Annotated in this window: 20 protein-coding genes; 14 read left to right on the top strand and 6 right to left on the bottom strand. The window is 62.5% G+C overall.

Translation table 11 applies throughout. The features are described 5' to 3' along the window. The gene (locus tag KUL97_RS09335; protein ID WP_217796723.1) at positions 1–657 is read right to left on the bottom strand and encodes a hypothetical protein; all 657 of its coding nucleotides are present in this window, start codon (positions 655–657) and stop codon (positions 1–3) included. A gap of 103 nt (positions 658–760) precedes the next feature. Between KUL97_RS09335 and KUL97_RS09340 the strand changes: the two genes are divergently transcribed. Beyond that, positions 761–1609, top strand: coding sequence for a lipopolysaccharide assembly protein LapB (locus tag KUL97_RS09340; protein ID WP_217796724.1), 849 nt, complete (start codon positions 761–763; stop codon positions 1607–1609). On the opposite strand, the gene KUL97_RS09345 is transcribed toward KUL97_RS09340, so the two are convergent. After that, entirely contained in the window at positions 1551–1895 is a 345-nt protein-coding gene (locus tag KUL97_RS09345) for a hypothetical protein (protein WP_254896381.1), read from the bottom strand. The genes KUL97_RS09340 and KUL97_RS09345 overlap by 59 nt on opposite strands. 157 nt (positions 1896–2052) lie before the next feature. Between KUL97_RS09345 and xth the strand changes: the two genes are divergently transcribed. After that, positions 2053–2883 (top strand): exodeoxyribonuclease III, encoded by an 831-nt coding sequence (xth, locus tag KUL97_RS09350; RefSeq protein WP_217796725.1) that lies wholly within the window; start codon positions 2053–2055, stop codon positions 2881–2883. An 11-nt stretch (positions 2884–2894) separates the two neighbouring features. On the opposite strand, the gene KUL97_RS09355 is transcribed toward xth, so the two are convergent. Then, a complete protein-coding gene (locus tag KUL97_RS09355) occupies positions 2895–4367 on the bottom strand; it encodes an FAD-linked oxidase C-terminal domain-containing protein (protein ID WP_217796726.1) in 1473 nt (490 codons plus the stop codon). Between the two features lie 186 nt (positions 4368–4553). On the opposite strand from KUL97_RS09355, the gene hemL reads away from it, so the two are divergent. The 9 genes from hemL (at position 4554) to KUL97_RS09400 (ending at position 16134) form a co-directional block, all read left to right on the top strand. Next, positions 4554–5792, top strand: a complete 1239-nt coding sequence (hemL, locus tag KUL97_RS09360; RefSeq protein WP_254896400.1) for a glutamate-1-semialdehyde 2,1-aminomutase — start codon at positions 4554–4556, stop codon at positions 5790–5792. Beyond that, a complete protein-coding gene (locus tag KUL97_RS09365) occupies positions 5771–7051 on the top strand; it encodes an ABC transporter substrate-binding protein (RefSeq protein WP_217796728.1) in 1281 nt (426 codons plus the stop codon). Before hemL ends, KUL97_RS09365 begins: the two co-directional genes overlap by 22 nt. Next, positions 7048–7989 carry a branched-chain amino acid ABC transporter permease gene (locus tag KUL97_RS09370; protein ID WP_217796729.1) on the top strand — a complete coding sequence of 314 codons (942 nt, stop codon included), beginning with the start codon at positions 7048–7050 and terminating at the stop codon, positions 7987–7989. Before KUL97_RS09365 ends, KUL97_RS09370 begins: the two co-directional genes overlap by 4 nt. A gap of 3 nt (positions 7990–7992) precedes the next feature. Beyond that, the gene (locus KUL97_RS09375) at positions 7993–8871 is read left to right on the top strand and encodes a branched-chain amino acid ABC transporter permease (RefSeq protein WP_217796730.1); all 879 of its coding nucleotides are present in this window, start codon (positions 7993–7995) and stop codon (positions 8869–8871) included. Further along, on the top strand, positions 8868–9593 hold the full coding sequence (locus tag KUL97_RS09380) for an ABC transporter ATP-binding protein (protein ID WP_217796731.1): 726 nt from the start codon (positions 8868–8870) through the stop codon (positions 9591–9593). The genes KUL97_RS09375 and KUL97_RS09380 overlap by 4 nt, the downstream gene beginning before the upstream one ends. A 5-nt stretch (positions 9594–9598) precedes the next feature. Then, on the top strand, positions 9599–10309 hold the full coding sequence (locus KUL97_RS09385) for an ABC transporter ATP-binding protein (RefSeq protein ID WP_217796732.1): 711 nt from the start codon (positions 9599–9601) through the stop codon (positions 10307–10309). Between the two features lie 68 nt (positions 10310–10377). Then, on the top strand, positions 10378–11532 hold the full coding sequence (locus tag KUL97_RS09390) for a calcium:proton antiporter (RefSeq protein WP_217796733.1): 1155 nt from the start codon (positions 10378–10380) through the stop codon (positions 11530–11532). Then, positions 11532–13655 (top strand): hypothetical protein, encoded by a 2124-nt coding sequence (locus KUL97_RS09395; protein WP_217796734.1) that lies wholly within the window; start codon positions 11532–11534, stop codon positions 13653–13655. Before KUL97_RS09390 ends, KUL97_RS09395 begins: the two co-directional genes overlap by 1 nt. Before the next feature lie 226 nt (positions 13656–13881). Next, the gene (locus tag KUL97_RS09400) at positions 13882–16134 is read left to right on the top strand and encodes a hypothetical protein (RefSeq protein WP_217796735.1); all 2253 of its coding nucleotides are present in this window, start codon (positions 13882–13884) and stop codon (positions 16132–16134) included. On the opposite strand, the gene ggt is transcribed toward KUL97_RS09400, so the two are convergent. Together ggt and KUL97_RS09410 are read right to left on the bottom strand one after the other, a co-directional pair. Further along, complete coding sequence (gene ggt, locus KUL97_RS09405) at positions 16131–17993, bottom strand: gamma-glutamyltransferase (RefSeq protein ID WP_368656131.1); 1863 nt, start codon at positions 17991–17993, stop codon at positions 16131–16133. The two genes, KUL97_RS09400 and ggt, sit on opposite strands and share 4 nt — an antisense overlap. 24 nt (positions 17994–18017) lie before the next feature. Continuing rightward, on the bottom strand, positions 18018–21641 hold the full coding sequence (locus tag KUL97_RS09410; protein WP_217796736.1) for a hydantoinase B/oxoprolinase family protein: 3624 nt from the start codon (positions 21639–21641) through the stop codon (positions 18018–18020). A gap of 90 nt (positions 21642–21731) precedes the next feature. Between KUL97_RS09410 and KUL97_RS09415 the strand changes: the two genes are divergently transcribed. After that, entirely contained in the window at positions 21732–22667 is a 936-nt protein-coding gene (locus KUL97_RS09415; protein WP_217796737.1) for a LysR substrate-binding domain-containing protein, read from the top strand. On the opposite strand, the gene KUL97_RS09420 is transcribed toward KUL97_RS09415, so the two are convergent. Further along, positions 22609–23100 carry a YajQ family cyclic di-GMP-binding protein gene (locus KUL97_RS09420; RefSeq protein ID WP_217796738.1) on the bottom strand — a complete coding sequence of 164 codons (492 nt, stop codon included), beginning with the start codon at positions 23098–23100 and terminating at the stop codon, positions 22609–22611. The two genes, KUL97_RS09415 and KUL97_RS09420, sit on opposite strands and share 59 nt — an antisense overlap. Before the next feature lie 89 nt (positions 23101–23189). On the opposite strand from KUL97_RS09420, the gene KUL97_RS09425 reads away from it, so the two are divergent. Continuing rightward, positions 23190–23594, top strand: a complete 405-nt coding sequence (locus KUL97_RS09425) for an MAPEG family protein (protein WP_217796739.1) — start codon at positions 23190–23192, stop codon at positions 23592–23594. Between the two features lie 93 nt (positions 23595–23687). Continuing rightward, positions 23688–24934 (top strand): hypothetical protein (locus KUL97_RS09430; protein ID WP_217796740.1); only part of this gene is annotated, 1247 nt, incomplete at its 3' end.

Genomic DNA, 24934 nt, shown 5'->3' on the forward strand with positions numbered 1-24934 from the left:
TCAGCGCCGACCGCCAGGTCGGCCACCCCGGCCGGGGCCACGCCCCTTGCCGGCGCGCTGCGGCACTGGCGCAATCACCTCATGCTGTTCGAGCTGCAGCTGCTGCCCCTGGCGGCGGAGATCCAGCGAGACGAAATGGCGCAGATGCTCCGGCGCGATCTCACCGCGCAACTGCAACTTGAAGGGTATGGGGCGTGAGCCATCGGCGCGGGGCTGCTGGCGGATCTTCACCACCAGGTCTCCGTCCTCCGGACGGGTGTAGATCAACTCGCCGCGCACGGAGAAGTAGCCATCCCCCTCGGGCAGATCATCGGTGGGAGCAGGAGTGGAGTCCCCATCGGCTGCGCTTTGGGTGGCGATCTCGGTGGCGGCCAGGGTGCTGGGTTCCCACACGCCCACCAGCTGCAGATGCAACTTTTCAGGATCGCGGAAGCGGGGATAGGCCACCCAGAGATGGGGCTTGCTGAGATCGAGGTGACGACGCATCAGGGTGAGCACCCGACCGAGCACCACGGCTTCGATCTCGGTGCCGTCTTCAGCCTTCAGGCTGCCGCGGGTGAGCTGATCGGGGTCTTCGGGCACATAGGTCCCCCGCACCACACCGATGGCCCGGTACTGCATCGGTTCGGTGACCGGTGAAATGGGGTGCTGACGCATCGTGGCTGAAACCCTCTGGGCGCTCGTGTTGTCCATGGCCCGGCCGCCAATGTAACCAGCCCTTGCCATGGCCCCAGACTGAGGCGCATCCATGCGCTGCACCATGCCGCCACGCGCCAGCACCAACGCCCGAGGGCTGCTGATCAGCCTTGGCGCCATCGCTCTGGTGGGCGGATCACTGGCGGGCGGCTGGTGGCTGGGGCAACGCAGCCATCGCTCCGGCAGCAGCAACGCCCAGGCGGCCGTGGAACGGCAGGCCGATCAGCTCCGCCAGCGCCTGGCGGAAGGCACCGCCAGCGAAGCCGAGCAACAACGGCTGGTGCAACTGCTGCTGGCGTTGAACCAACAGGAGGAAGCCACCGCCCTGCTGGAGCAACTGGCTGACCAGCAGCCGCAGCGCTGGCAACTGCGGCTGCTTCTGGCGGAACTGCATCGCAACAACAACAACCGCAGCGCCGCTCAGCGGGAGCTGCGCCAGCTGCTCAACCTGAGCCCCAACCGCATCGAAGCCCTGCAGCTGATGGCCCTGCTGCAGTTCGAACAAGGGCGGGGCAGCGAGGCCCAGGCCCAGCTCAAGGCCCAGATCGAACGGGCCAGCAAACCAGCGGTTCAACCCCAGGTGCTGCCCCTGGGCCTGCTGTTGGGTGATCTGCAGCAGCGCATGGGCCAGAAAGCCGCCGCTTCTGCCACTTACACCAAGCTCGCCGCTGACTTTCCCCGCGACCCCCGGCCGCTGCTGGCCCTGGCCCTCCTCCGCCAGGAGCAAGGCGACAGCAAAGGAGCCCAGGAGGCCCTAGCCCAGGCGCGCAGCCGCCAACCGGGCAGCAAAGACACCCGCCTTGATCAGGTGGCCGCCAGCTGGGGCATCAGCAACCTGCGCCAGGGCAAGCCGGCTAAGGAGCCTTCACCTGCGACGACGTCCCCGGGGCCTGAGCCGCGTTCAACTCCTTAAGGGCTGCATCCACGGCATCGCCTGGCGGCGTGGCGTCGTCCATCGCCGTGCCGCGGCGGATCTTGTTCATCAGATCGATGGGGTTGGCGGTGTCGAGGATGGAACCAGGTTTCGACGTGCCGTTGCTGCCCCCCGGGCCGTAGTCGTAGATCTGCTTCTCCTGGGTCGACATGCCCCAAGAGCTGTAGTCAGCGCGCGCGGCCTGACCGCTGACGCCCAGCAGCGTGAGGGCGATGAGTCCGGCGCAGGCCACAGCACCGTGCCGAAGGGGGGAAGGGCGTCCCATCGCCGTCCTGTGCGATCGCAATGTGGGAATCGTAGGGGGAGCCATTCGGCGCTAGGGGATGCGGGGGCCGTGGGGTGCCAGCCGGTGTCCAAGCCCGGATCTCCATGGATATCCCAACCTGGAGCGCATTCCTCCATCGCACCCCGGCCTCCCGCCCATGCGCATCGCCAGCTGGAACGTGAACTCCGTCCGCACCCGGCTCGATCAGGTGCTGGCCTGGCTGGAGCAGCAACAGCCCGATGTGCTCTGCCTGCAGGAAACCAAGGTGGCCGACGAGCTGTTTCCCCACAGCGCCTTCGAACCGCTGGGCTACAGCTGTGCCATCAGTGGCCAGAAGGCCTACAACGGCGTTGCCCTGATCAGCCGTCTGCCGATGGACGACGTGCAGATCGGGTTCAACGCCCTGCTGCCGGATGACCCGGAAGCAGCGGCCCTCAGCGACCAGAAACGGGTGATCAGTGCTCTGGTGGACGGGGTGCGCGTGCTGAATCTGTATGTGCCCAACGGCAGTTCGCTGAGCAGCGACAAATACACCTACAAGTTGGCGTGGCTGGCCTGCCTCAAGCGCTACCTGGCTGTGCAACACCAACAGGGCGATCCCCTCTGCATGGTGGGCGACTTCAACATCGGCCCCGAGGCCCGCGATCTGCATGATCCCGAGCGCCTGAGCGGCGGCATCATGGCGAGCGACGCCGAGCGCCGGGCTCTCAGCGAGGCCTTAGACGGGCGGCTCAGCGATGTCTTCCGAGTGTTTGAGCCCGGCAGCGGACACTGGAGCTGGTGGGATTACCGCAGTGGCGCCTGGGACCGCGACCAGGGCTGGCGCATCGACCACATTTATCTCTCCGAAGAGCTGCTCGATTGCGCCACGGGCTGCGTGATCGACAAAGCACCGCGTGGCAACACCCAGCCCAGCGACCATGCGCCCGTGGTGGTGAATCTGGCCTGGGATGACGACTGCGAGGAGAGCGAAGACGATTGGCCCTGATGGCCAGCGGCTCAGAACACCACCGCTTCGACCGGTAGCTCCACACCCGACTCCCGCAACTGCACTTGGCGGCGGAGGGATTCACCGCAGGTTTTGGGTGTGGGGAACAGCTTGCCGGGATTGGCCAGCTGTTCTGGATCAAAGGCCTGCCGCACCAACTGCATGGTGGCCTGATCGCTGGGCGTGAACATCCAATCCATGTAGCAGCGCTTATCGCTACCCACGCCATGCTCGCCGCTGATGCTGCCGCCGGCATCGATGCACAGCCGCAGAATCTCGCCGCCCAGGGCCTTCACCCGTTCATTCACGCCCTCCTCACTGGCCCGGTAGAGGATCAGCGGGTGGAGGTTGCCGTCACCGGCATGAAACACATTGGCCACCGCTAGGCCGTGCTCGGCGCTGAGGCGATCGATCGCCGCCAACACCCCCGGCAATGCTGTGCGGGGCACGACACCGTCTTGCAGGTAGTAGCTGGGGAATTGGCGACCCAGGGCTGAAATGGCGCTCTTGCGGCCTTTCCATAGCCGCGCCCGCGCCTCCTCGCTCCAGGCCTCACGCACCGCGCCAGCACCCGCCTCCAGGCAGAGGCGGCTGGCGATCTCCACCGATTCCTTCACCTCCAGCTCGTGACCATCGAGCTCAATCAGCAGCACCGCCGCGGCCTCCCGCGGATATTCATCCACCCCGAAGAAATCATCCACGGCCTGGATGCAGGGGTTGTCCATCATTTCCATGCCCGCCGGCAGCACCCCAGCGCCCGTGATCAGGCGCACCGCTTCGCCGGCCGCTTCCATCGAGGCGAAATCCGCGAGCAGCACCGCCACCGTTTGCGGCGTGCGCAGCAGCCGCAGCGTGATGGCGGTGGCGATTCCGAGGGTGCCTTCACTGCCGATGAACACGCCGCGCAGATCGAGGCCCGGCATCTCCGGCAGTGCCCCACCAAGGGTGGTGATCGAGCCATCCGGCAGCACCACCTCCATCGCCAGCACGTGGTTGCTGGTCACGCCGTATTTGAGGCAATGCACGCCTCCGGAGTTTTCGGCCACGTTGCCGCCAATGCTGCAGGCCACCTGGCTGGAGGGATCCGGGGCGTAATAGAAGCCATCACCGGCCACAGCACGGGTCACCCAGCTGTTGATCACCCCGGGCTGCACGGTGATCCGCTCATTGGCCAGATCCACCTCCAGCACCTTGCGCATCCGGCTGGTGGCGATCACCAGGGCGGGCTCTTCCGCCAATGCCCCGCCGGAAAGGCCGGTGCCGCTGCCGCGGGCGATGAAGGGCACCTCCAGCTCAGCGCAGAGCTTCACCACCGCCGCCACCTGCTCGGTGGTTTCCGGCAGCACCACCAGGGGAGGCTGATGGCGGTTGAGGGTGAGGCCGTCGCAGTCGTAGGCCAGCAACTCCTGACGCTTCGCCACCACCGCACGGGCCGGCAGCAGGGTCCGCAAACGGCGTTCGAGCAAGCCCCAGTCAGGCGTCACAGGGTTGGGCCACGGTGGCAAGACCTTAACGAGAGTTCCAGCTCTGGACTCGTGGGCCTGCAATTGCGTAAGGATGGTGCGCTCAAGCTCCCGTCTGCGGAATCCGTTTTGACCTCGGCACCTGTTTCGGCTCCCGTGCACAACACCACCCGGTCCCAGGAACTGTTCAGTGCCGCCCAGACGCTGATGCCCGGCGGCGTGAGCTCACCGGTGCGGGCCTTCCGCTCTGTAGGCGGGCAACCGATCGTGTTTGACCGCGTGAAAGGCGCCTACGCCTGGGACGTGGACGGCAACCGCTACATCGATTACATCGGCAGCTGGGGCCCTGCGATCTGCGGCCACGCCCACCCCGAGGTGATCGGCGCCCTGCATGACGCCCTGGAGAAGGGCACCAGCTTCGGCGCCCCCTGCGCCCTGGAGAACCAGCTGGCGGAGATGGTGATCGATGCCGTGCCCTCGGTGGAGATGGTGCGCTTCGTGAACAGCGGCACCGAAGCCTGCATGTCGGTGCTGCGCCTGATGCGCGCCTTCACGGGCCGCGAGAAAATCATCAAGTTCGAGGGCTGCTACCACGGCCACGCGGACATGTTCCTGGTGAAGGCCGGCTCCGGTGTGGCCACCCTCGGTCTGCCTGATTCCCCGGGTGTGCCGCGCACCACCGCCGCCAGCACCCTCACTGCTCCTTACAACGATCTGGAGGCGGTGAAGCAGCTCTTCGCCGAGAACCCCGGTGAAATCGCCGGTGTGATCCTCGAGCCCGTGGTGGGCAATGCCGGCTTCATCACCCCTGAGCCCGGTTTCCTGGAAGGCATCCGTGAGCTCACCAAGGAGAACGGTGCGCTGCTGGTGTTCGACGAAGTGATGACCGGCTTCCGCATCAGCTACGGCGGTGCCCAGGCCAAGTTCGGCATCACCCCCGACCTCACCACCATGGGCAAGGTGATCGGCGGCGGCCTGCCCGTGGGCGCCTACGGCGGCCGGGCCGACATCATGAGCATGGTGGCCCCCGCTGGCCCGATGTATCAGGCCGGCACCCTCAGCGGTAACCCCCTGGCGATGACCGCCGGCATCAAAACCCTGGAACTGCTGAAGCAGCCCGGCAGCTACGAGCGCCTCGAGGCGATCACCAAGCGCCTGGTCGACGGAATCATGGATGGGGCTCGCAGCGCCGGCCTGCCGATCACCGGTGGTTCGATCAGCGCCATGTTCGGCTTCTTCCTCTGCGATGGCCCGGTGCGCAACTTTGAGGAAGCCAAGGCGGCCGACACCGCACGCTTCGGCAAGCTGCACCGCGCCATGCTCGAGCGCGGCATCTACCTGGCCCCCAGCGCCTTCGAAGCCGGCTTCACCTCCCTCGCCCACTCCGACGAGGACATCGACGCCACCATCAGCGCCTTCCGCGAATGCTTCGCCGCGGTGGCCTAAGCGGCGGCCCCAGCGATCTGCTCAGCGCGAGGCGTCGCGGCAGTGTTCGCCTAGCTGCGGCTGTTGCTGCCGCGATCACGGCCCTGGCCGTGCTGGGCCGCAGCAGTGATCCAGCCTCCAAACCGCTACCAGCCAGCGTCACTGTGGGGGCGGCCATCGCCCTCACCGGCAACGCCAACCTCTACGGGCAGGACCAACGCATGGGCCTAGCGCTTGCCCAGCAATGGTTGTCCAGCACCGCCCAGCCGCGGCCCATGCGGTTGCAGCTGGAAGACGGGGCATCGGATGAACCCAGCGCCATCGCTGCGTTCAATTTGTTGATCCGTAGGGGTGTGATCGCCCTGATTGGCCCCACCCTCTCCCAGCAAGCCTTCGCCGCCGATCCGATCGCCCAGCGCCAAGGCGTCCCTGTTGTCGCTCCCTCCAACACCGCCCAGGGCATTCCGCAGATCGGCTCCTTCATCAGCCGGGTGTCAGCCCAGAGCTCGGTGATCGCGCCGCTCTCCCTCGATGAAGCGCTGGAACGGGATCCCGAGATCAGCCGCGTTGCGGTGTTTTTCGCCCAAGACGACGCTTACAGCACCGCCGAAACGGCGATTTTCCAAAAGGCTTTGGCCCAAAGGGGCCTCACACCGGTCAGCGTCCAGCGCACCCAACTGGCCGACAACGACTTCCAGAACCCAATCACAGCCGCCCTGCAGCAGAAGCCGCAGCTGGTGGTGATCTCAGCTCAAGCCGTGGATGGCGGCAACCTGATCCGTCAACTACGGGAGCTGGGCTACCGCGGCCAGATTGTGGTAGGCAACGGCCTCAACACGCCCAACATCTATCCAATCTGCCAACGCTGGTGCGACGGCGTGCTGATCGCCCAGGCCTACAGCCCCGACCTCAACACCCCGATCAATCAAACCTTCCGGCGCCTGTTCCAAGAGGCCAATGGCAACAGCACCCCCGGGCAGATCACGGCCCAGGCCTGGACCGCTTACCAGGTGCTGTTCGAGGCGCTACAGCGACTGCAGGAGCGCGGTGGGCTGGACGGTGTGACCTTGGGTGAGGCCCGGCGGCGGCTGATGCAGGAATTACTCGCAGGGACCTACGACACGCCCTTGGGTCCCATTCATTTCCGCCCTGATGGGGAAGTGGTGCAAGGCCGTTTTTATGTGGCTGTGGTCACGATGGAGGCCAACGGACGCGATGGCCGCTTCCGCTTGGTGCGCAGCATTGATGTGAACACCGCTGCCGGAGGCCCCACACCATGAGCGCCGCGCTGCTGCAGATCCTGCTGAACGGCGCCGCCAGTGGCGGTGTGTATGCGCTGGTCGCCCTGGGCTACACGCTGATCTTTTCGGTGCTGGGGGTGATCAACTTCGCCCAGGGCGCCCTGTTCAGCCTGGGCGGCTACTTCACCTTTCTGCTGATGGGCGGGCGGATTGGGGTGAACGGCGCCCTACCGGGCTGGCATCTGCCCGTAGCCTTGCCGTTCTGGATGGCGCTGCTGCTGGCTGCCATCGGAGCTGGTGTGGTTGCCCTACTGGTGGAACGGGTGGCCTTCGCACCGCTGCGCCGCCGCGGTGCCGACCCCCTGCTGTCGCTGATCACCAGCTTGGGCGCTGGCGTGGTGCTGGTGAATCTTCTGCAGATCCTGATGGGTGCCGAGGGGTATGCGTTCCCCTCTGGATCAGCGGCACTGGCGGGCCTACCAGAGGCACTGTTCATCGGCGGCGCCCGGATCCGCACCGTGCAAGTGGTGCTGCTGTTGATCTCGGCACTGGCCGTGGCAGCACTCACGCTCTGGCTGGAGCGGAGCCGCACAGGCCAGGCCATGCGAGCGGTGGCCGAAGATCCCACCGCCGCAAGGTTGATGGGCATCAACAGCGGAGCCATCGTTCGGCTCGCCTTCCTGCTCAGCGGCATGCTGGCCGGGCTGGGTGGGGGCCTGACCGGGCTCAGCGTGAGCCTGGCCGGTCCCTACTTCGGTATCAGCTTCGGCCTCAAGGGCCTGGCGGTGCTGGTGTTGGGCGGCTTGGGCAGCGTGCCAGGCGCGATCGCCGGCGGCTTGCTGATGGGCCTCGCCGAGGCTCTGATTCCCTCAGAAGCCTCCGGTTGGCGCGATGCGCTGGCCTTCGCCGTGCTGTTCGCTGTTCTGGTGCTGCGCCCCAGTGGCCTGCTGGGGCGTCGCCTGATGGAGAAAGTCTGAGCGATGCCTGACAACGGCCTGTTGGTGCAGATGATCCTCGGCGCGCTGCTGGGCCTCTCGGTGTATCTGCCCATGGCTGCGGGCCAGCTCTCTCTGGCTACACCAGCCTTTTATGCGGTGGGCGGCACGCTGGCGGCCCTGATGGCCACCCACGCAGACCACCAGGGAACCATCAGCCTCGGCGCCGTTCTCTGGGAAATGGTGGTGGCTGGGGCGCTCACGGCAGCGTTGGCGGCACTGGTGGGGCTACCGGTGCTGCGCTTGCGGGGGATCTATCTGGCGATCGCCACGATCGCCCTCGTGGAAATTGTGCGGGTTGCGATCCTCAATCTTCCCTTCACCGGTGGCGCCACCGGCATCTTCGGCATCCCACAGCCGTTTGGGCAGCCGCTTGGCTACATCGGCCTCAGCGGCGGGCTGCTCGCCCTCGCCGGCTGGGGCTGTCAGCGGCTGGAGGGCAGTCGGTTGGGACGAGCCATGGCCGCCATCCGCGACGACGAGCTGGCCACCCGTTGCATGGGGATCAACACCACCCGCGTGAAGCTGACCGCCTTTGTGGCCAGTGCTGCCCTGGCGGGTGTGACGGGCGTGATCGCGGCGCACTACCTCAATACCTGGAACGCGAGGCAGGGCAGTTTCGACGTGGCGATCACCACGCTGGCCTTTGTCATCTTGGGGGGCTCGCGCAGCTGGCTCGGCCCCGTGATCGGCGGCCTGCTGCTCACCGCTCTACCGGAACTGCTCCGCCCCGTGGGTGATCTTCGCCTGGTGCTGTTCGGCCTGGTGATTTTGCTCGGGCCCGTGTTCTTCCCCCAGGGCCTGATCACCCCAGAGCTGCTGGAGAGGCTGGGCCGGTGGGATCTGCGGAGGCTGAAACCATGAGCGAGCAGACGGCTCCTCTCGAACTGCAGGGCGTCAGCCGCCGCTTCGGCGGGCTGCAGGCCCTCAGCGAGGTGAGCTTCAGCGTGCAGGAGGGAGAGATCTTCGGGCTCATCGGGCCCAACGGCGCAGGGAAAACCACGTTGTTCAATCTGCTCTCGGGCGTCACACCACCTTCAAGCGGGGTGATCCGCTGGCGCGGCAAACCCTGCCATGGCCTCAGCCCAGACGCACTCAACCGCCTGGGCATTGCCCGCACCTTTCAAAACCTGCGACTGTTCGGTGGGCTCACAGTGCTGGAAAACGTGCTGGTCGCCCTGCACCACCAATCTGGAGCCCAGCTCGAACAGCAAGCCCTGGCCTTGCTGGAGGAGTTGGGATTGGCTGACTTGGCCGAGCGCCGAGCCGATGAACTCGCCTACGGCAACCGCCGCCGGCTGGAGATCGCCAGGGCCTTAGCCACCAAGCCAACACTGCTGCTGCTGGATGAACCCGCCGCCGGCATGAATCCCAGCGAAAAAGAACAGCTCTGCGCCTTGCTGGCTGAGATGCGGCAGCGCCATCAACTCACCTTGATCGTGATTGAGCATCACGTGCCGCTGCTGATGCAGCTTTGCCAGCGCATGGCCGTGCTGGACTTTGGCCGGCTCATCGCCCTGGGCAACCCGGAACAGATCCGAACCGATCCCCGGGTGATCGAGGCCTACCTGGGGGGTGCCCGGTGAACAGCATGGCTCTGCTGGAACTGGATCAGCTGCAGGTGCACTACGGCAGTGTGCAGGCCTTGGCGGGCGTGTCGCTCCGGGTCAACCGCGGGGAGTTCGTGTGCCTGCTGGGCTCCAATGGAGCCGGCAAAAGCACAACCCTGAAGGCCATCTCGCGCCTCATACCGGCCACGGGTGGGCAACTTCGCTGGCGCGGCGGCGATCTGGCCGGCGTGCCAGCCCACCGCACCCTCAGGCTGGGGATCGGCCACTGCCCAGAGGGCCGGCGGCTGCTCAACCGCCAAACGGTGGCCTTCAACCTGGAGCTGGGCGCGTACCTCCGCCGCGACCGCGACGGCATCACCCGCGATCTGGATCGCTGTTATGCGTTGTTCCCCCGCCTGGCGGAACGTCGGCGCCAGCAGGCTGGCTCACTCTCCGGTGGAGAGCAGCAGATGTTGGCGATCGCCCGCGCACTGATGGGCCAGCCTGAACTGCTGATGCTGGACGAGCCCAGCTTGGGGCTCGCTCCGAAACTGGTGGCGGAGGTGATGGCCGTGCTGGCCAACCTGCACGAGCAAGGGCAAACCATCCTGCTGGTGGAACAGAACGCCCAGGCCGCACTTGAGATTGCCGATCGCGGTTATGTGCTGGAGGCCGGGCGGCTGCAACTCGAAGGCTCGGCGAGGGATCTGCTTGGAAATGCCCAACTCAGAGCCGCGTATCTCGGTGAGTGAACACGGGGCTGACAGACCTGAGCCTGCCCGCCAGAGTTTGCAAAGGATGATCTAAACCACGATCCGCCATGATCAAAGCCTGCGTCGGCCTGGGTCGCGACTTATTAGCGAGCCGATGGAGCTTGCTGCTCATCTTCACCATTGCCGCTCTCTTTGCACACATCGATGAAGGCTTACCAATTAGCCAGCTGATCGGCTGGTTTGTGATCTGCGGGCTCGGGCTTGTGCCATTGGCTCGGATGATCGCTGAAATGGTGGAAGCCCTAGCCGACCGACTGGGCGATCGCATCGGTGGATTAATCAGCGTTGCCTTGGGCAACCTGGTGGAACTGGTGGTGTCCTTCACAGCGCTGGCCAGTGGCTTGTATCACCTGGTGGTGATCTCCGTGGCCGGAGCCGTGATCACCAATTGCCTGCTGGTGCTCGGTATCAGCACCTGCGTTGGAGCACGCAAGAAGGCAACCATCGAAATTCACCCCTACAGCACTGGGTTACAGAGCCAGCAGCTGCTGATCAGCACGATTTTCCTAGCAGTACCCACCGTCTTCCACCTCGCCACTCGCTTTTCAAAGCAAACAGCCGAAACGGCGATGCTCAGCGAAGGGAGCAATGTATTTGACAGCTTTGCAACGTATTCGCTGATCGTCTCAATCCTTGTCCTGGCCTTCTACCTCCTCTCGTTTGTCTACCAATTAGGCACAGGCAGGAGCCTGTACTTGCGCGAAGAGTCCGAGCAGCTCTTACCCCCAGAAGGGAAGAAAGAGCCCATCGCAAGCCTGATCATCATGCTTTTACTGATCAGCGTGGTGCTTGTTGGAGTTTCCGAGAATCTGGTTGAGTCCTTGCAGCTCATGGTTGATGGCGCACACCTCAACCCACTGTTTGTCGGTCTTTTCCTTTTGCCACTTTTTGGTTCATTCTCAGAAGCCCTGATCTCAGTGAAGGCAGCGGCCACTAACAGGATGGATCTGGCGATGGCCAGCACAGTTGAATCAAGCGTTCAACTGCTGTTGTTCGTGATGCCGTTGCTAGTAATTTGCGGTGTACCAATGGGGAGGTACTTGCATTTGGCCGTTCCAGTCACGTCGCTCTTCAGCCTTGGAGCAACGGTTCTAGCCGTCCATTGGATTACCGAAAACAGAAAACTGAGCTGGTATGAAGGCTCAATGCTGCTCACCCTCTATGCCGTGATCGCCGTTGGCACCTTCTTCCTCGCGGCGTAATGGAGCCCACCAGATCCAATAACGCATCGTGGATCATCCGCAGCAAGCTACCAGGAAGGCTGCGAGTTTCTTGTAGCGACCTTGCCCATTCAAATCTATTGCGCCATCACTGCGCAGTCACGCTGAATGCTTGCCACTGGGTACACCAATTCAGAATCAATCCGCTGAATGGCAACCTCATCCTGCATTTCCCAACGCAGCGCAGCAAGCTCGTACCGCAGCTCTTGGAGAGATCACTCTCCATAGATGAGGTCAACAATGTCGACCTTGAAGACATTGCCAAGATCGGCGAAGGCTGGCGCTCGAGTGAAGAGAGCCGAGCTGCAATCCGGCATGCCATGCGCTTCGGCGCACTTTTGGTAGCCGATGCTTTCCTACCGATTCCAGCCTTCATCATGATCGGGGGAGCGGCACTCTCTCTCACCCCAACACTCAAAGAAGTGATCACGCATTGGAGGCATAAGCGGGAACTATCTCCAGAATCGCTTGAACTCGCCTTTGCTGGAGCGCTGATTAGCCAAGGTCACGCGAGCGAAACGCTACTCGATATCGTGCTTGGCGACAGCAGCAATGCGATCGCGGGCATGGCCGCTGGGGAAGACGAGCCCCACAGCAAATCACGAGAATTTTTCAGATATATCAGCGAAGAAGTGAGCCTGGAGCCAGCGGGCAAGCGAAAGGCAAGGATTCCACTCAAGAATGCAAAGATTGGAGACACCTATCGCATCGGCTCCCACGCCCACGTGTATCTCAGGAGCACGGTGATCGAGGGCGAACTGATCGTGATCAACCGACTATTCGATGGAGACTGGAGGCCATATATCCTCAAAAGAGGCGATACAGCTCACCCTGGAGCCCTGATCATCAAAGGAGACGCCACCCTTGAAGTGAAGAAGGAAATTAGTGATCACATTCATTTCATTGAGGCTTTTAGCCAAGATCGCTCGAATGAGCATCAAGCCAACATCGCCACCACAATCGAGACGCTGAACGCCAAGCTCACTCCAATACTGCTGGGTGCCGGAGCGATCATGACCGGATTCGGCGCAGCAGAACGAGCGCTTGGACTGCTTCAGTTCACACCCTATCAATCCTGGAAATCGATACGAACAAGTGCACGACTCACCGCGATTTACAATCTCGGCTTGCAAGGCATTCACTTCAATAACATCGACAGCCTGCTCACGATCGGGAAAGCCAAACATATCATCATCAGCCGAAGCTGCCTGGACCGCATCGGTGGTATCAAAACACGCGAACATGTGAATCGCGATAGCGGAACACGCAAAGGGGAGCTTCTACGCATCCTCGCCGGCGTGCAGAATTATCTCACGAACACAGATCACGTGAAGATATGGTCTGATCAATTGAGCCATATCCCCAACCCTGCTGAGATTCAAAGCATTCAGCTGGGCAACCTCCTCACCGAAGGATGGCTGGTTGAACTGAGCAACGGGCGACAACTCACCATCCACGAACAACCCCAGACTCCCGACCATATCCCCCAATCTCACCTTGACCCCCTGGAGATCAACGAAAATGGAAATCTCCTAGGCCATGTTGAACTGGTTACGACACCTGGAAGCGACTGGATAGCAGCCTGCCGAGCATTAAAAGACATCGGAACCAACATCCATATCGTAGGCAGTGATACTCGAAACAGGATGCTTGAGATCGCACATTCTTTAGAGATCAAGGAGGCCTCAGATCTCCACGGCAGCATGGATGCAAAAGAAAGGCTTGACCTTGTCCAAACATTGCAGAGCAAGGGTGGGGCCGTGATCTATGTTGGCTATCTTCTGTGCGACCTTCCTGCACTCACAGCCGCAGACGTTTCCATGTGCATCGATGTTGATTCTGACAGCGCTGTCACCGGAGCTGTCTGCGATATCCGGCTTGGTGCAGATCCACAATGGCTAGCCAGACTCATCCAAATCAGCCGCAGACTTGAACGCACAGAGGCAAGCAACTTCAACATGATCTCAAGCTGTAGCATTGCAACGGGCGTTGCCGCAACAGCTGGGCTCGTGAGCCCCCTCAGCACCGTGCTGCTATCCAACATCCCGATGTTCCTAGCCGAATTGCGCAATATCGCCAGCACACAAAGCAATCCATCAGCATAAATAGCCTCATGCCGTAATTTGACAGCACCTTAGGATTGAGCGCACTTGGTCCAGCAAGTTCAAAGTAGTTAGAAACAGCAGTTTGCTTGTTACAGAAGCAACAACAGCAGCCTGGCTTAGCTGGCTGGCTACCCAGGTACGAGCACACCAAAAGCGGGGCTAGCAAGCTCGCTACTGACAAACGAAGCGATTCCCGGCAAACTGAGAGCAGCCGCGAGCGCAAGGCATGCAACGCTCCTCCCTTGATTCCAGCAATCAGTGGACGGTGCGCAGCAGCCTGCCCACCCGCCTTCGCCTGAGCTGCGATGAACTAGCCAGTTCACCGGTGCTCCGCCACCACTGCGCCGTGACGCTCACCTGCTGCCACTGGCTGCACGGATTCAGAATCAATCACTTCAATGGCAACATCGTGCTTCGTTTCCCGAAGCACCGAAGAGCGGATGTTGAGCCCCTATTGGAACTGGCGCTAAAAGTTCCCACGATCGACGATGAACTCATTGCCCCTCTCGGCGATCTAAGAGCGGCTCGATGGCAAGCCAACTCATCCGGTCGCATGGCACTCCGGCATGGAAGCTACATCGGAGCAGTATTACTTGCGGAGGCATTATTCCCGGTACCACTCGCAATCATGACAGCCGCAGCGATATGCAGCTTAATCCCGATATTCAAAGAGATCCAACACCGTCTTCAGCACAAGGAATATCTAGGTCACGAGTCACTCGAACTTGCTTTTTCTGGACTTCTGATTAGCCAAGGCTTAGGGGGAGAAGCCCTTCTCGATCAGATGTTCAACGACGCAACGGAGTCGGTCAAGGGCGTTGTTTCCGGAGAAGAGGAATTCCAAGCCGAATCCGAAGAACTGATTGATCGTCTCGGCGAATATATGCATTTAGAACTTGTCAACACCACAAAAGACAGCATCAGACTTTCCGAAGCAAGCGCGGGGGACCGTTACAGAGTCTCCCTACAGTCACATATCTTTCTCGTCAGCACGGTCATTGAAGGTGATTTCATCGTTTTGAATCGGCTGTACGACGGAGACTGGAAGCCTCGCCATCTCAAAGCAGGAGACGAGGTTCACGCAGGTGGCTTCGTAATCAAAGGCTCTGGACTTCTAGAAGTGAAGAAAGCTCTGAGAGATCATTCTGACTATCACATACCGAAGCGTCACCATCGGCCAGACTTGACGCAAGGAGAAGTAGAGAAAAATATCAATACATACTACAGATGGATGACACCTGTCCTGCTCGGCGCAGGCGGACTTTCCCTGACGTTTGGCGCCACAGAGAGAGCTCTGGGCCTCTTTCAATTCACGCCGGTGTATTCCTGGGAGACAAGCAGCATCTCAGCAAAGCTCACCGCACTGGCCACGTTACAGCTTCACGGAATTCACCTCAACGACCCTGACGCATTTATTGCGCTTGGAAAGGTAGATCATGTGGTGATCAGCAGAAGCTGCCTTGATCGCATGGGCGGCATCAAAACACACGAACACATCAACCTCAGCAGCGGCGCAAAGAAGGGCGACCTACTCAGAATTCTTGCCGGAATTCAAGACTTTTTACTTGACAATGACGACGTACCCATCTGGTCAGACCAGTTGCACAAAGTTCACAATCCCACTGAAGTGATCGACGTCGAGATCAACGACCTACTCACACATGGCTGGGCCATCCACCTCGCTGACGGACGACAGCTTCAATTGCGCGAACTCAGACAGGCAGCAGCAGAAATCAACCAACGCCATCTCAATCCTCTAGAAATCTGGGAAGGCGAAACCTTCCTAGGATACGTTGATCTACTCACAGAGCCGGGGCCTGGCTGGAGCGGCGTTTGCGAAGCACTGGAAGACCTTGGCATCAATGTACATGTTGTCGGCGTCGATAGCAGTGCGAAGATGCTTGATCTCGTGAAATCACTCCGAATCCGTACGGAACATATCTATGGTCAGTTTCACGCTAAAGAGCGCATGGAACTCGTGAGCGAGCTCCAGGCCAGTGGAGCCGGAGTCGCCTATATCGGATACGTGCTCAGCGATATGCCTGCACTCTCTCAGGCAGACGTCTCTATCGGCATTGAGGTTGACGCCGACAGCATTTTTACTTCCTGCATCTGCGACATCGTGATTGGGCCCGATGTGCACTGGCTTCCGCGCATGATCATGCTTAGCCGAAGAGTGAACAAAACTACAACAAGTAATTTCGGATTGCTCTTGAGCACAAGTCTGGCAACAGCCATCGGATCTGGTCTGAACTGGTTCAGTCCTCTCGCCACTGTTTTACTCTCGGATATACCTGTTGTGTTAGCGGGCTTGCGCAACATTGCTTCCATGAACACCCACGGAGTGCTCGAAAGCCATGACTACAAACACAGAACGCATCAGGTCATCGAAAAACGCGCCATGGCTTGCCGCCTGCCAAGCGCACGTCCGCGTCATAGCTCAGAGCCCACGAGCGTTCTGGCTCCAGCCACCCCCTAAGGCCGTTCCGCGACAGCTGCAGCGTCCAAACGCCGTGGATCTGCCACTCCATGGCTGCCTTGCATCTGATCCACCGATCCTCCTGTTCCATAGCGCACTTCCACGGAATTAGCAGAGCCCATCGCAGGCACCAAGCGCCATTGATGCCCACGATCCTGGAGAAGGCGCAGGGTGTCAGGGCTGAAACCCTGCTCCACGCTGATCTGATCCGGCCAGAGCTGACTGTGAATGCGCGGTGCCGCCACCGCAGAAGCCAGATTGAGCCCATGCACCAAACGATTGAGCAGCACCTGCAGCACCGTGGTGATGATGCGGCTGCCGCCGGGGCTACCGGTGGCGAGCAGCGGTGAATCATCCGGGCGATACACCAGGGTCGGCGTCATCGAACTGAGGGGGCGGCGCCCTGGGGCGATCGCGTTCTGGCTGCCTTGGCGCAGCCCATAGGCATTCGGAGCACCCGGCTTCGCGGTGAAGTCATCCATCTCGTTGTTGAGCAGGAAGCCTGCTCCCGGCACCGTGATGCCGTTGCCGTAGGCGGTGTTCAACGTAGTGGTGGTGGCTACCAGGCCGCCATCGCGGTCGACCACCGACAGGTGGGTGGTGTTGGTGCCCTCCCCCACCAGCGGGCTGGGTTCAGCCTCGAGCTCGGCGGCCGGCCGGTGGCGGTCGGCGCGAATGCGTTGGCGTTGCTCCGTGGCATAGGGATCACTGAGGAGACGATCCAGCGGCATCGCCACCTGATCAGGATCCCCCAGCAGGCGATTGCGGTCGCGGTAGGCGAGGTTCATCGCCTCCACCATCACGTGGATCGTGGCAGCACTGTTGAGACCTGTAGCGGCCAGGTTGAGGGGCTCGAGCACCTTGAGCAACTGCAGCAAAGTGGCGCCACCGCCGCTGGGGGGCGGCATGGTAACGACCCGATGGCCCTGGAAGCTGGCCTGCAACGGCGTGACCCAGGGCGCTTGATAGGCCGCCAGATCTGCTCGGCTGATCAGGCCACCACGGCTCTGCATCAACGCAGTGAGCTGCCGCGCCAACCGGCCCCGATAGAAACAGCTGGCACCCTGCTGGGCGATGCAGCGCAGGCTCGCCGCCAGCTCAGGCTGCCGCAGCCGCTCACCAGGCTGATACGGCTGGCCGCCGGGCTTGAAAAATTGGCGGGCACTGGCGGGATGCGCCTTCAGCAGTGGTGCGGCGGCCGCCAAGGACGCGCTCAATTCCGCCCCCACCGGGAAGCCCTGTTCGGCCAAATCAATGGCGGGCTGCATCACCGCCGCCAGCGGCAAACACCCGTAGCGCGCCTGCACCCGGGTGAGACCAGCCACCGTGCCAGGCACACCGGTGCTCAGCAGGCTGCGCAAGGCCCGCTCCCGGTTCACGCTGCCGTCGGGATTGAGAAAGAGATCAGGGCCCGCCCCCTGGGGCGCTGTTTCACGGAAATTCAGAGCCACGGCTTCGCCACGCCCCACCGCGAGGGCCTGGGGCGGTGAGGCCTCCCGGGCCACAGCGCTGCAAGTGCTGATCCGGCCGCGCCGCGGCAGCCAGAGCACTAAAAACCCACCACCACCGAGGTTGCCTGCCTGGGGCAGCGTGACCGCCAGCGCAAACGACGTGGCCACGGCCGCATCTACCGCATTGCCCCCCTGGCGCAGGATCTGCGCACCAACCGCCGCCGCCTGCGCCTCCTGGGCGGACACCATCCCGCCGCTGGATTCCACCGGGTGGAATCGCTGCGCCTGCTCCTGCAGCAGGTTGGCGTGGGCTGGGGTGCAGGCGATGGCTGCAGCGAATCCGAGGAGAAGGCGTTGGTGCAGCACTGGGGCGATGAACACAAACACGTTCGCAGTCTGGATATCCACGGATATCCGCCTGCGGAGACCCACTTACACCAACGACACACCTCCATACCCCCCACCCCCTGGCGTTTCCACCCGCACCCGATCGCCCACCTCCAGCTCCACCGCCACGCTGCCGGGCAACAGCTCGACGGCACCATTGGCGCGGCGCAGGCTGTTCTGGCCGCAGCAACCCGCGTCGCCGCCGGCCAATCCGAAAGGGGCCACCACGCGGCTACCGCTCAGCAGCGACAACGTGATCGGCTCGAGGGCTTGCAGCTCCCGCACCACCCCATCGCCCCCGCGCCAGCGGCCGGAGCCGCCGCTGCCGTGGCGGATCGCGAACCGCTCCAGCCGCACGGGCAGGCGCTGCTCCAGGATCTCCGGATCGGTGAGGCGGGAGTTGGTCATGTGCGACTGCACCGCTGAGGCGCCCGCAAAGCCCTCACCTGCGCCGGTGCCGCCGCAGATCGTTTCGTAGTACTGGCAGCGCTCGTTGCCGAAGCTCAGGTTGTTCATCGTGCCCTGGGCCGCCGCCATCACACCCAGCGCCGCAAACAAGGCATTGGCAACCGCCTGGGAGGTTTCCACGTTGCCGGCCACCACGGCTGCTGGAGGCTGGGGGTTCAGCACGGAACCCTTCGGCACCACCAGCTCGAGCGGCTCAAAACAACCGGCATTCAGCGGGATTGGCTCCTGCACCAGGCAGCGGAACACGTAAAGCACCACCGCCTTGGTGATCGCCAGGGGAGCGTTGAGGTTGCTGGTCTGCTGAGGCGAAGAGCCACCGAAATCGATCCGCGCGCGGCGGCGTGCGTGATCCACCTGAACGGCCACCACAATCTCGGTGCTGCAGTCCATCCGCACCCGCGCCTCGCCATCGGCGAGCTGATCGATCACCCGGCGCACGGCTTCAGCGGCATGGTCCTGCACCTGAGCCATCGCGCTGCCCACCGCATCGAGCCCCTGGCTCTGGATCAACTCCTGCAGCCGCTCCACCCCAAGGTGATTAGCCGCCACCTGGGCCTGCAGATCAGCCATCAGCTGATCGGGGTTGCGCACCGGAAAGGCTCCTGCTCCGAGCCGTTCACGCCAGTGGGCCTCCAGCAAGGAGCCATGGCGCACCAGAGAAACGTTGTTGATCAGCACTCCTTCCTGCTCGATGCTGGTGCTGTGGGGCGGCATCGAGCCGGGGGTGATCCCGCCCACATCGGCGTGATGGCCGCGACTGGCCACAAACGCCACCAGGTGATCGCCTGAAAACACCGGACTGATCACCGTGAGATCCGGCAGGTGGGTGCCGCCGTTGAACGGGTTGTTGGACACCACAGCATCCCCTGGGGCTAGGGGCTCCAGGGCACCGCTCTGCACATCGCGCAGCAAGGCCACAACGCTCTCCCCCATCGAACCCAGATGCACAGGAATGTGCGGAGCGTTGGCCACCAGGCCACCGGCCGCATCAAAGAGCGCACAGGAAAAGTCGAGCCGCTCGCGGATGTTCACCGAAGCGCTGGTTTGCTGCAGGCGCGTGCCCATCTGCTCGGCGATCGCCATAAAGCGATGGCTGAACAACTCCAGCTGGATGGGATCCAACGGGCACTCGCTGGCGGTGAGCGGAGACCGAGGTGCCACGGCCTGCTGCTCCAGCAGCAGTTCACCCGCCGGCAGCACGCGCGCGCTCCAGCCCGGCAACAGCAGGATCGTGCCCGTGGCCTCGGCAATCAGGGCCGGACCGATGAGCTGTTGATCCATCGCCAGGTGTTCGCGCCGCCACAACGGCGCGCTCTGCCAAGCACCACCGATATGCAGCTGCACCGAACACGGTGAGGCCTGGTTTGGATCCCTCTCTGCGGGAGGCAACACGTGCAACGGCTCACCCGGCCAGGTGAGCTCCAGCGAGAAACGCTCCACCTCAGGCAACCCGGCCACTCCATCCGGCCTGGAGGGGAGGTAGCCATAACGGGCCCGATAGGCCTGCTCAAACGCCTGCACCAGCGCCACCGCGCTGATCTGCTGCGGCCAGGGCACCGGCAAAGCCTGATCCGAGCCCGGCCAGCGCAGGTGCAGCAAGCGATCCAGCCGCACTCCACCATCAACACCAACTCCGCCCGGGAGATGGGACTGAAGCAGCCGCGCAACCCGCTGTTCCAGCTGCGGCAGCAGCGCATCACTGAGGCGCTCAGCCACGCTCTGCTCGAGCACCTGCCCCTGATCGGCCAGGCCGATGCCATAGGCCGACAGCACTCCTGCCAGGGGATGGAGCAACACCTGGCGCATTCCGAGCAGCTCGGCCAACGCGCAGGCGTGCTGGCCGCCCGCGCCGCCGAAGCTGCACAGCACCGCCTCCCGCAGATCGTGGCCCTGCTGGATCGATATGCGCCGGATCGCCTCCGCCATGCGCTCGAGCGCCACGGCCAACGCGCCTTCGGCGGCCTGCTCAGGGCTGCAGCCCATGGCGGCAGCCAACGCCTTGAACTGCTGCTGCACCACCCCGAGATCCAGGGGCTGATCGCCATCGGGGCCAAACACCGCCGGGAAATGCTGCGGCTGCAGCCGGCCCAGCAGCAGGTTGGCATCAGTGATCGTGAGCGGGCCGCCGCGCCGATAACAGGCTGGCCCTGGATCAGCCCCTGCTGAGGCCGGCCCCACCGCCAGCCGCAGGCCATCGAAGCTCAGGCAGGAGCCACCGCCGGCCGCCACGGTGTGGATCGCCAGCATCGGGGCCTGGATCGGAACGCCGCCCAACTCCACCTGCTGCTGGCGGGACCAGGCGCCCTCCACGTAGCAAACATCGGTGGACGTGCCTCCCATATCGAAGCCAACGATCCGAGGGAAGCCAGCTGCCGCTGCCGTGCGGGCGGCCCCCACCAGCCCGCCGGCCGGACCCGAGAGCAGCGTGTCTTTGGCATGCAGCGCCTCAGGAGCGGTGAGCATCCCGCTGGATCGCATCACCTGCAGGGGCACATGGTTGCCCAGATCCGCCCGAAGCTGCTGGAGATAAGCGCGCAGCACCGGAGCAACCGCCGCCTCCAAAACCGTGGTGTGCCCCCTGGGCACCAAACGCGGCAAGGGGCTCACCTGGTGCGACAGGGCAATCTGCTCGAAGCCCAACGCCGCCAACCAGGCGCCGATCGCCAGCTCATGGCTCGGATTGATCACGCTGTGCAGCAGAGCCACAGCAACACTGCGGATGCCATCGGCCCAAGCCTGCTGCACCTGCAAGCGCAGCTCCTCCGCAAGCAGCAACGGCTCCAACTCCGCGCCGTTGGCATCGATGCGCCCTGGAACCTCGATCACGCGCTGATACAGCGGATCAGGGCGCTCAATCGCTAGAGCAAAAAGATTGGGGCGGTGCTGATCGCCGATGCGCAGCAGATCGGCAAAGCCCTGATTCACCACCAGCAAGGTGGGCGCGCCGTTGTGCTCGAGGAAGGCATTGGTGGCCACCGTGGTGCCGAGCCGCACCTCCTCAATCCAACCCTCCGGAATCGGCGCATCGGCTGAACCGATCCCGAGCAGGCGGCGGATGGCACACACCGCCGGATCTCCCGGCTGATCAGGCTGCACCGAGAGAATCTTCTCCACCAGCAGCTCACCCTGCGGTGAGCGCGCCACCACATCGGTGAAGGTGCCGCCGCGGTCAATCCAGAAGCGCCAGCGGCCCTGGGCCATGTGCAGCTGCCATGCGCTGGAGCAACTCTACGAAGGCTGCTGCTGCATGCCTGCCCTTGGCCGATGCTGGGGGCTTGCGATCGCTCCCACGTGGTTGAGCAGGACGTGCTGGCCGCTCTCGACGGGCTTCTCTGGCTGCGCACCGGGGATGCTGTGGCCGAGCGGCTTGGAATCAGCCAACCCAGCGTGTCGCGCATGGCGCGCCGCTACCTGCGCCTGTTCGACATCAAGGGCCACAAGCTGGATGGCGAATGGGACCTGATTGGCAACGAGCCGCTGCTGGCGGCAGAGCGGCGGGTGCATCAGATCGCGCGCTGGATGGGGCACCGGCCCCTGCGCCTCGAGGCCACCTACTGGTCGGGGCCGCTGTTATGCACACCGGTGCCCGAGGGCTGGACGCTGGGGCAATGCAACATCGTGGGTGTGCAGCGCAACTGGGAGCTGCTGCGAGAGCGGATCGTGGATGTGTGGCTCACTGGCCGGCCCGACCTCCCCGACACCAACGATCCCGATCTCACCAGCCTCTGCCTGTCGCACATGCCCGTGCACTGCCTGGTGGGAGAATGCCACCCCCTGCTGAATCGGCCGTCGCTGAGCTTTGCCGATCTAGCCGCGTTCCCGAGCCTGGCGCTGCCGGCCAAGGCCTACCCGGAATTTGAACAGGCGCTGCGCAAGATCGGGCTCTGGAGCTCACCCGTGCGGATGAAGCGCTACCAGCAGCAGCTGTGGGAGGGCAAAACGGAGCAGGAACTCACGATTGGCTATGGCACGGCGCTGAGCCTGAAGCTGCCCGGGCCAGCCATGCATCGCTTGCCGCTCCAGCTGCCGATCCAATCCGGCGAAGCCCTGGTGGTGCGGCGAGATTTTGCACACAAACCCCAGTTCCAGCAGCTGGCGCAGACGCTGCACACACGCCTGAGCCAGCTGGCTGCTGAGCTGCCAGAAATTGAGATGCTGCCGCTGCCGTTCAGCGGTAGTTCTGAAACTGCAGCGGCACCTCCACGTCCTGAGCCTTCAGGAGATTGATGGCGGCCTGGAGGTCGTCCTTGCTCTTGCCGGTCACCCGCAGCGCATCACCCTGAATCGCCACGGTCACCTTCTTGAGCTCATCACGCACGGTTTTGCTGAGCTTTTTGGCGAGGTCTTGCGTGAGGCCTTTGCGGAGCTTCACCTCCTGCTTCACGCGGTTGCCGCCCACGGGCTCGGGCGTCTGAAAATCGAAGATCTTCAAGGAGAGGTCGCGCTTGGTGGCCTTCTGACGCAGCACGTCTTCCACCGCCTGCAGGGTCATGTCGCTGGCGGTGGTGATCGTGAAGCTGGTCTCCTCCAGGTCGATCTCGGTGTTCGAGTCCTTGAGGTCGTAGCGGGTCGACACGTCGCGGCGCACCTGATCAAGGGTGTTCACCAACTCCTGACGGTCGAAGTCGGAAACCACGTCGAAGGAATAGGTGTCGGCCATGGGCAGAGCAGCGGCAACGGCAGGAACTGAGCCCAGCCTAGAAAAGGAGGCTGAATCAACCCACCGGCAGCTCGCCGCCCCATCCCCGCATGCATTCCGCCTTTGCCTGGTCGCTCTGTCTGGCCGCCGGTGTGGTGGTCGCCAGCCTGGTGCCCCTGGGCGCCGCCCGCTCCCAGGCCGACTTCACCGTGGCGGATCTAGCGGCACCGCGCGCCATGTTCGATCGCCTGCCGGAGTGGGGCAAACGCGCCAACTGGGCCCACCTCAACAGCTTTGAAGCGTTTGCGCTCTTCGCCCCGGCGGCGCTGCTCTGCCTGATCGCTGAGGTGAGCAGCGGAGCAGCGATTGCAGCGGCCTGGAGCTATCCCGCCCTGCGCCTGACCTACATCGCCGCCTATGTGGCCAACGTGCCGCCATTGCGCTCGCTGTGCTGGGCCGGGGCGATGACCTGCACGGGAGTCCTTTACGTCGCAGGAATCACAAACCTTCCATAAACGTGCTTACACACCAAAATATGAAGAGATTCTGGCCATTTGAACAACGCAGAGAGCACTGGCTACGTTTCGCACATAAACCCTTTAATTCCCGTGGCCAAGAAGTACAGGTTCACCATTCTGGGTGACGTCACCAATGCCAGCAGCGTCACCGAAGTTGGCTACAACTACAACTTCAAAGGCAGAACGCTAGGACAAGGCTCCGTCGGAAGCAACGGAGATTTCTCACTCAGTTTCAAGTCCAACAAAAAGAACGTCAGGGGTGAAATTGAGTTCGAGAAACTAAATTCTGCTGGCAGCGGAAATTTCGTAAGCAATTCACTTGAGTACTCGCTCACATCCAATGAATCCCAGGCCTTCAAGGCCAAGTCGAAGAAGTCACCTCAAATATTTACTTACTCCTTCTCGCTAAGCAACCCCGTCAACCCGCTACCCCCTCCGAATCCCGAAGCCAGCCGGATCACCCTCACCACATTCCAGGACATTTACTCCACTACGCAGGGAGGGCAAGTCATTGGCGGCACATTCACGCCAAATAACGAACGGTTCACTACAGGTCAAGACATCGTCGAAGCCGCAGCTGGAACGCTCGGCCAAGACGACACACTCACTGACACTTCAAGCAATGACAATGATGAACTTCGCCTCACCACCACGGCAAACAGCAGTCTACTGAGGTCCCTGGCAGATGTGCAGGCGGTCAGTGGAATCGAGAATTTCTATGCGACAGCATCAAATGACACGAGCACAGTTGCCAATTTCAGCAAGTTCTCAGGTCTAAAATCAATCACAATTTCAGGCTCCTTTACTGCTCGAACTCGCTACAGCAACCTCCTGAACTCCGGAGCGAGAACGATTGATTTTTCAGGAGTCACAGGTCCAGGCGTCTTAGCGACACCAGATAACGGTGAATTCGCCAATGAACCACTGGTTGTCACTGGCTCCACAGGCAGCGACAATCTTGCTGCAAGCCTGGGAACTGCAACGATCCGCGCTGGCAGCGGTGACGATACGATAACGGGCTCCTCGCAGTCCTCTGGCTTCTACGCCGGAGAATTAAACAACGACACCATCAACCTCCTAGCCAATAACCAACAGGACACCGTCAGCCTGGTTGGCATCACCTCTGCTGCTAACGGCGACACAATCACCGGTTTCACCGGTGCACAAGGCGTCGCCAACGGCTTTGACCTCCTCCAGTTCGACGCCGCCTCCTTCTCCAACTACACCGCTGGCTCCACCATCAACCTCATTGATCGACAAGAAGCGATCAGCCGCCGCGGCAATGCTGCGGCACTCCAAAACACCGTTTTCTTCGTCAACAACGCTCAAGATCTCGA

The organism is Synechococcus sp. HK05, assembly GCF_019104765.1.
GTDB lineage: Bacteria > Cyanobacteriota > Cyanobacteriia > PCC-6307 > Cyanobiaceae > Vulcanococcus.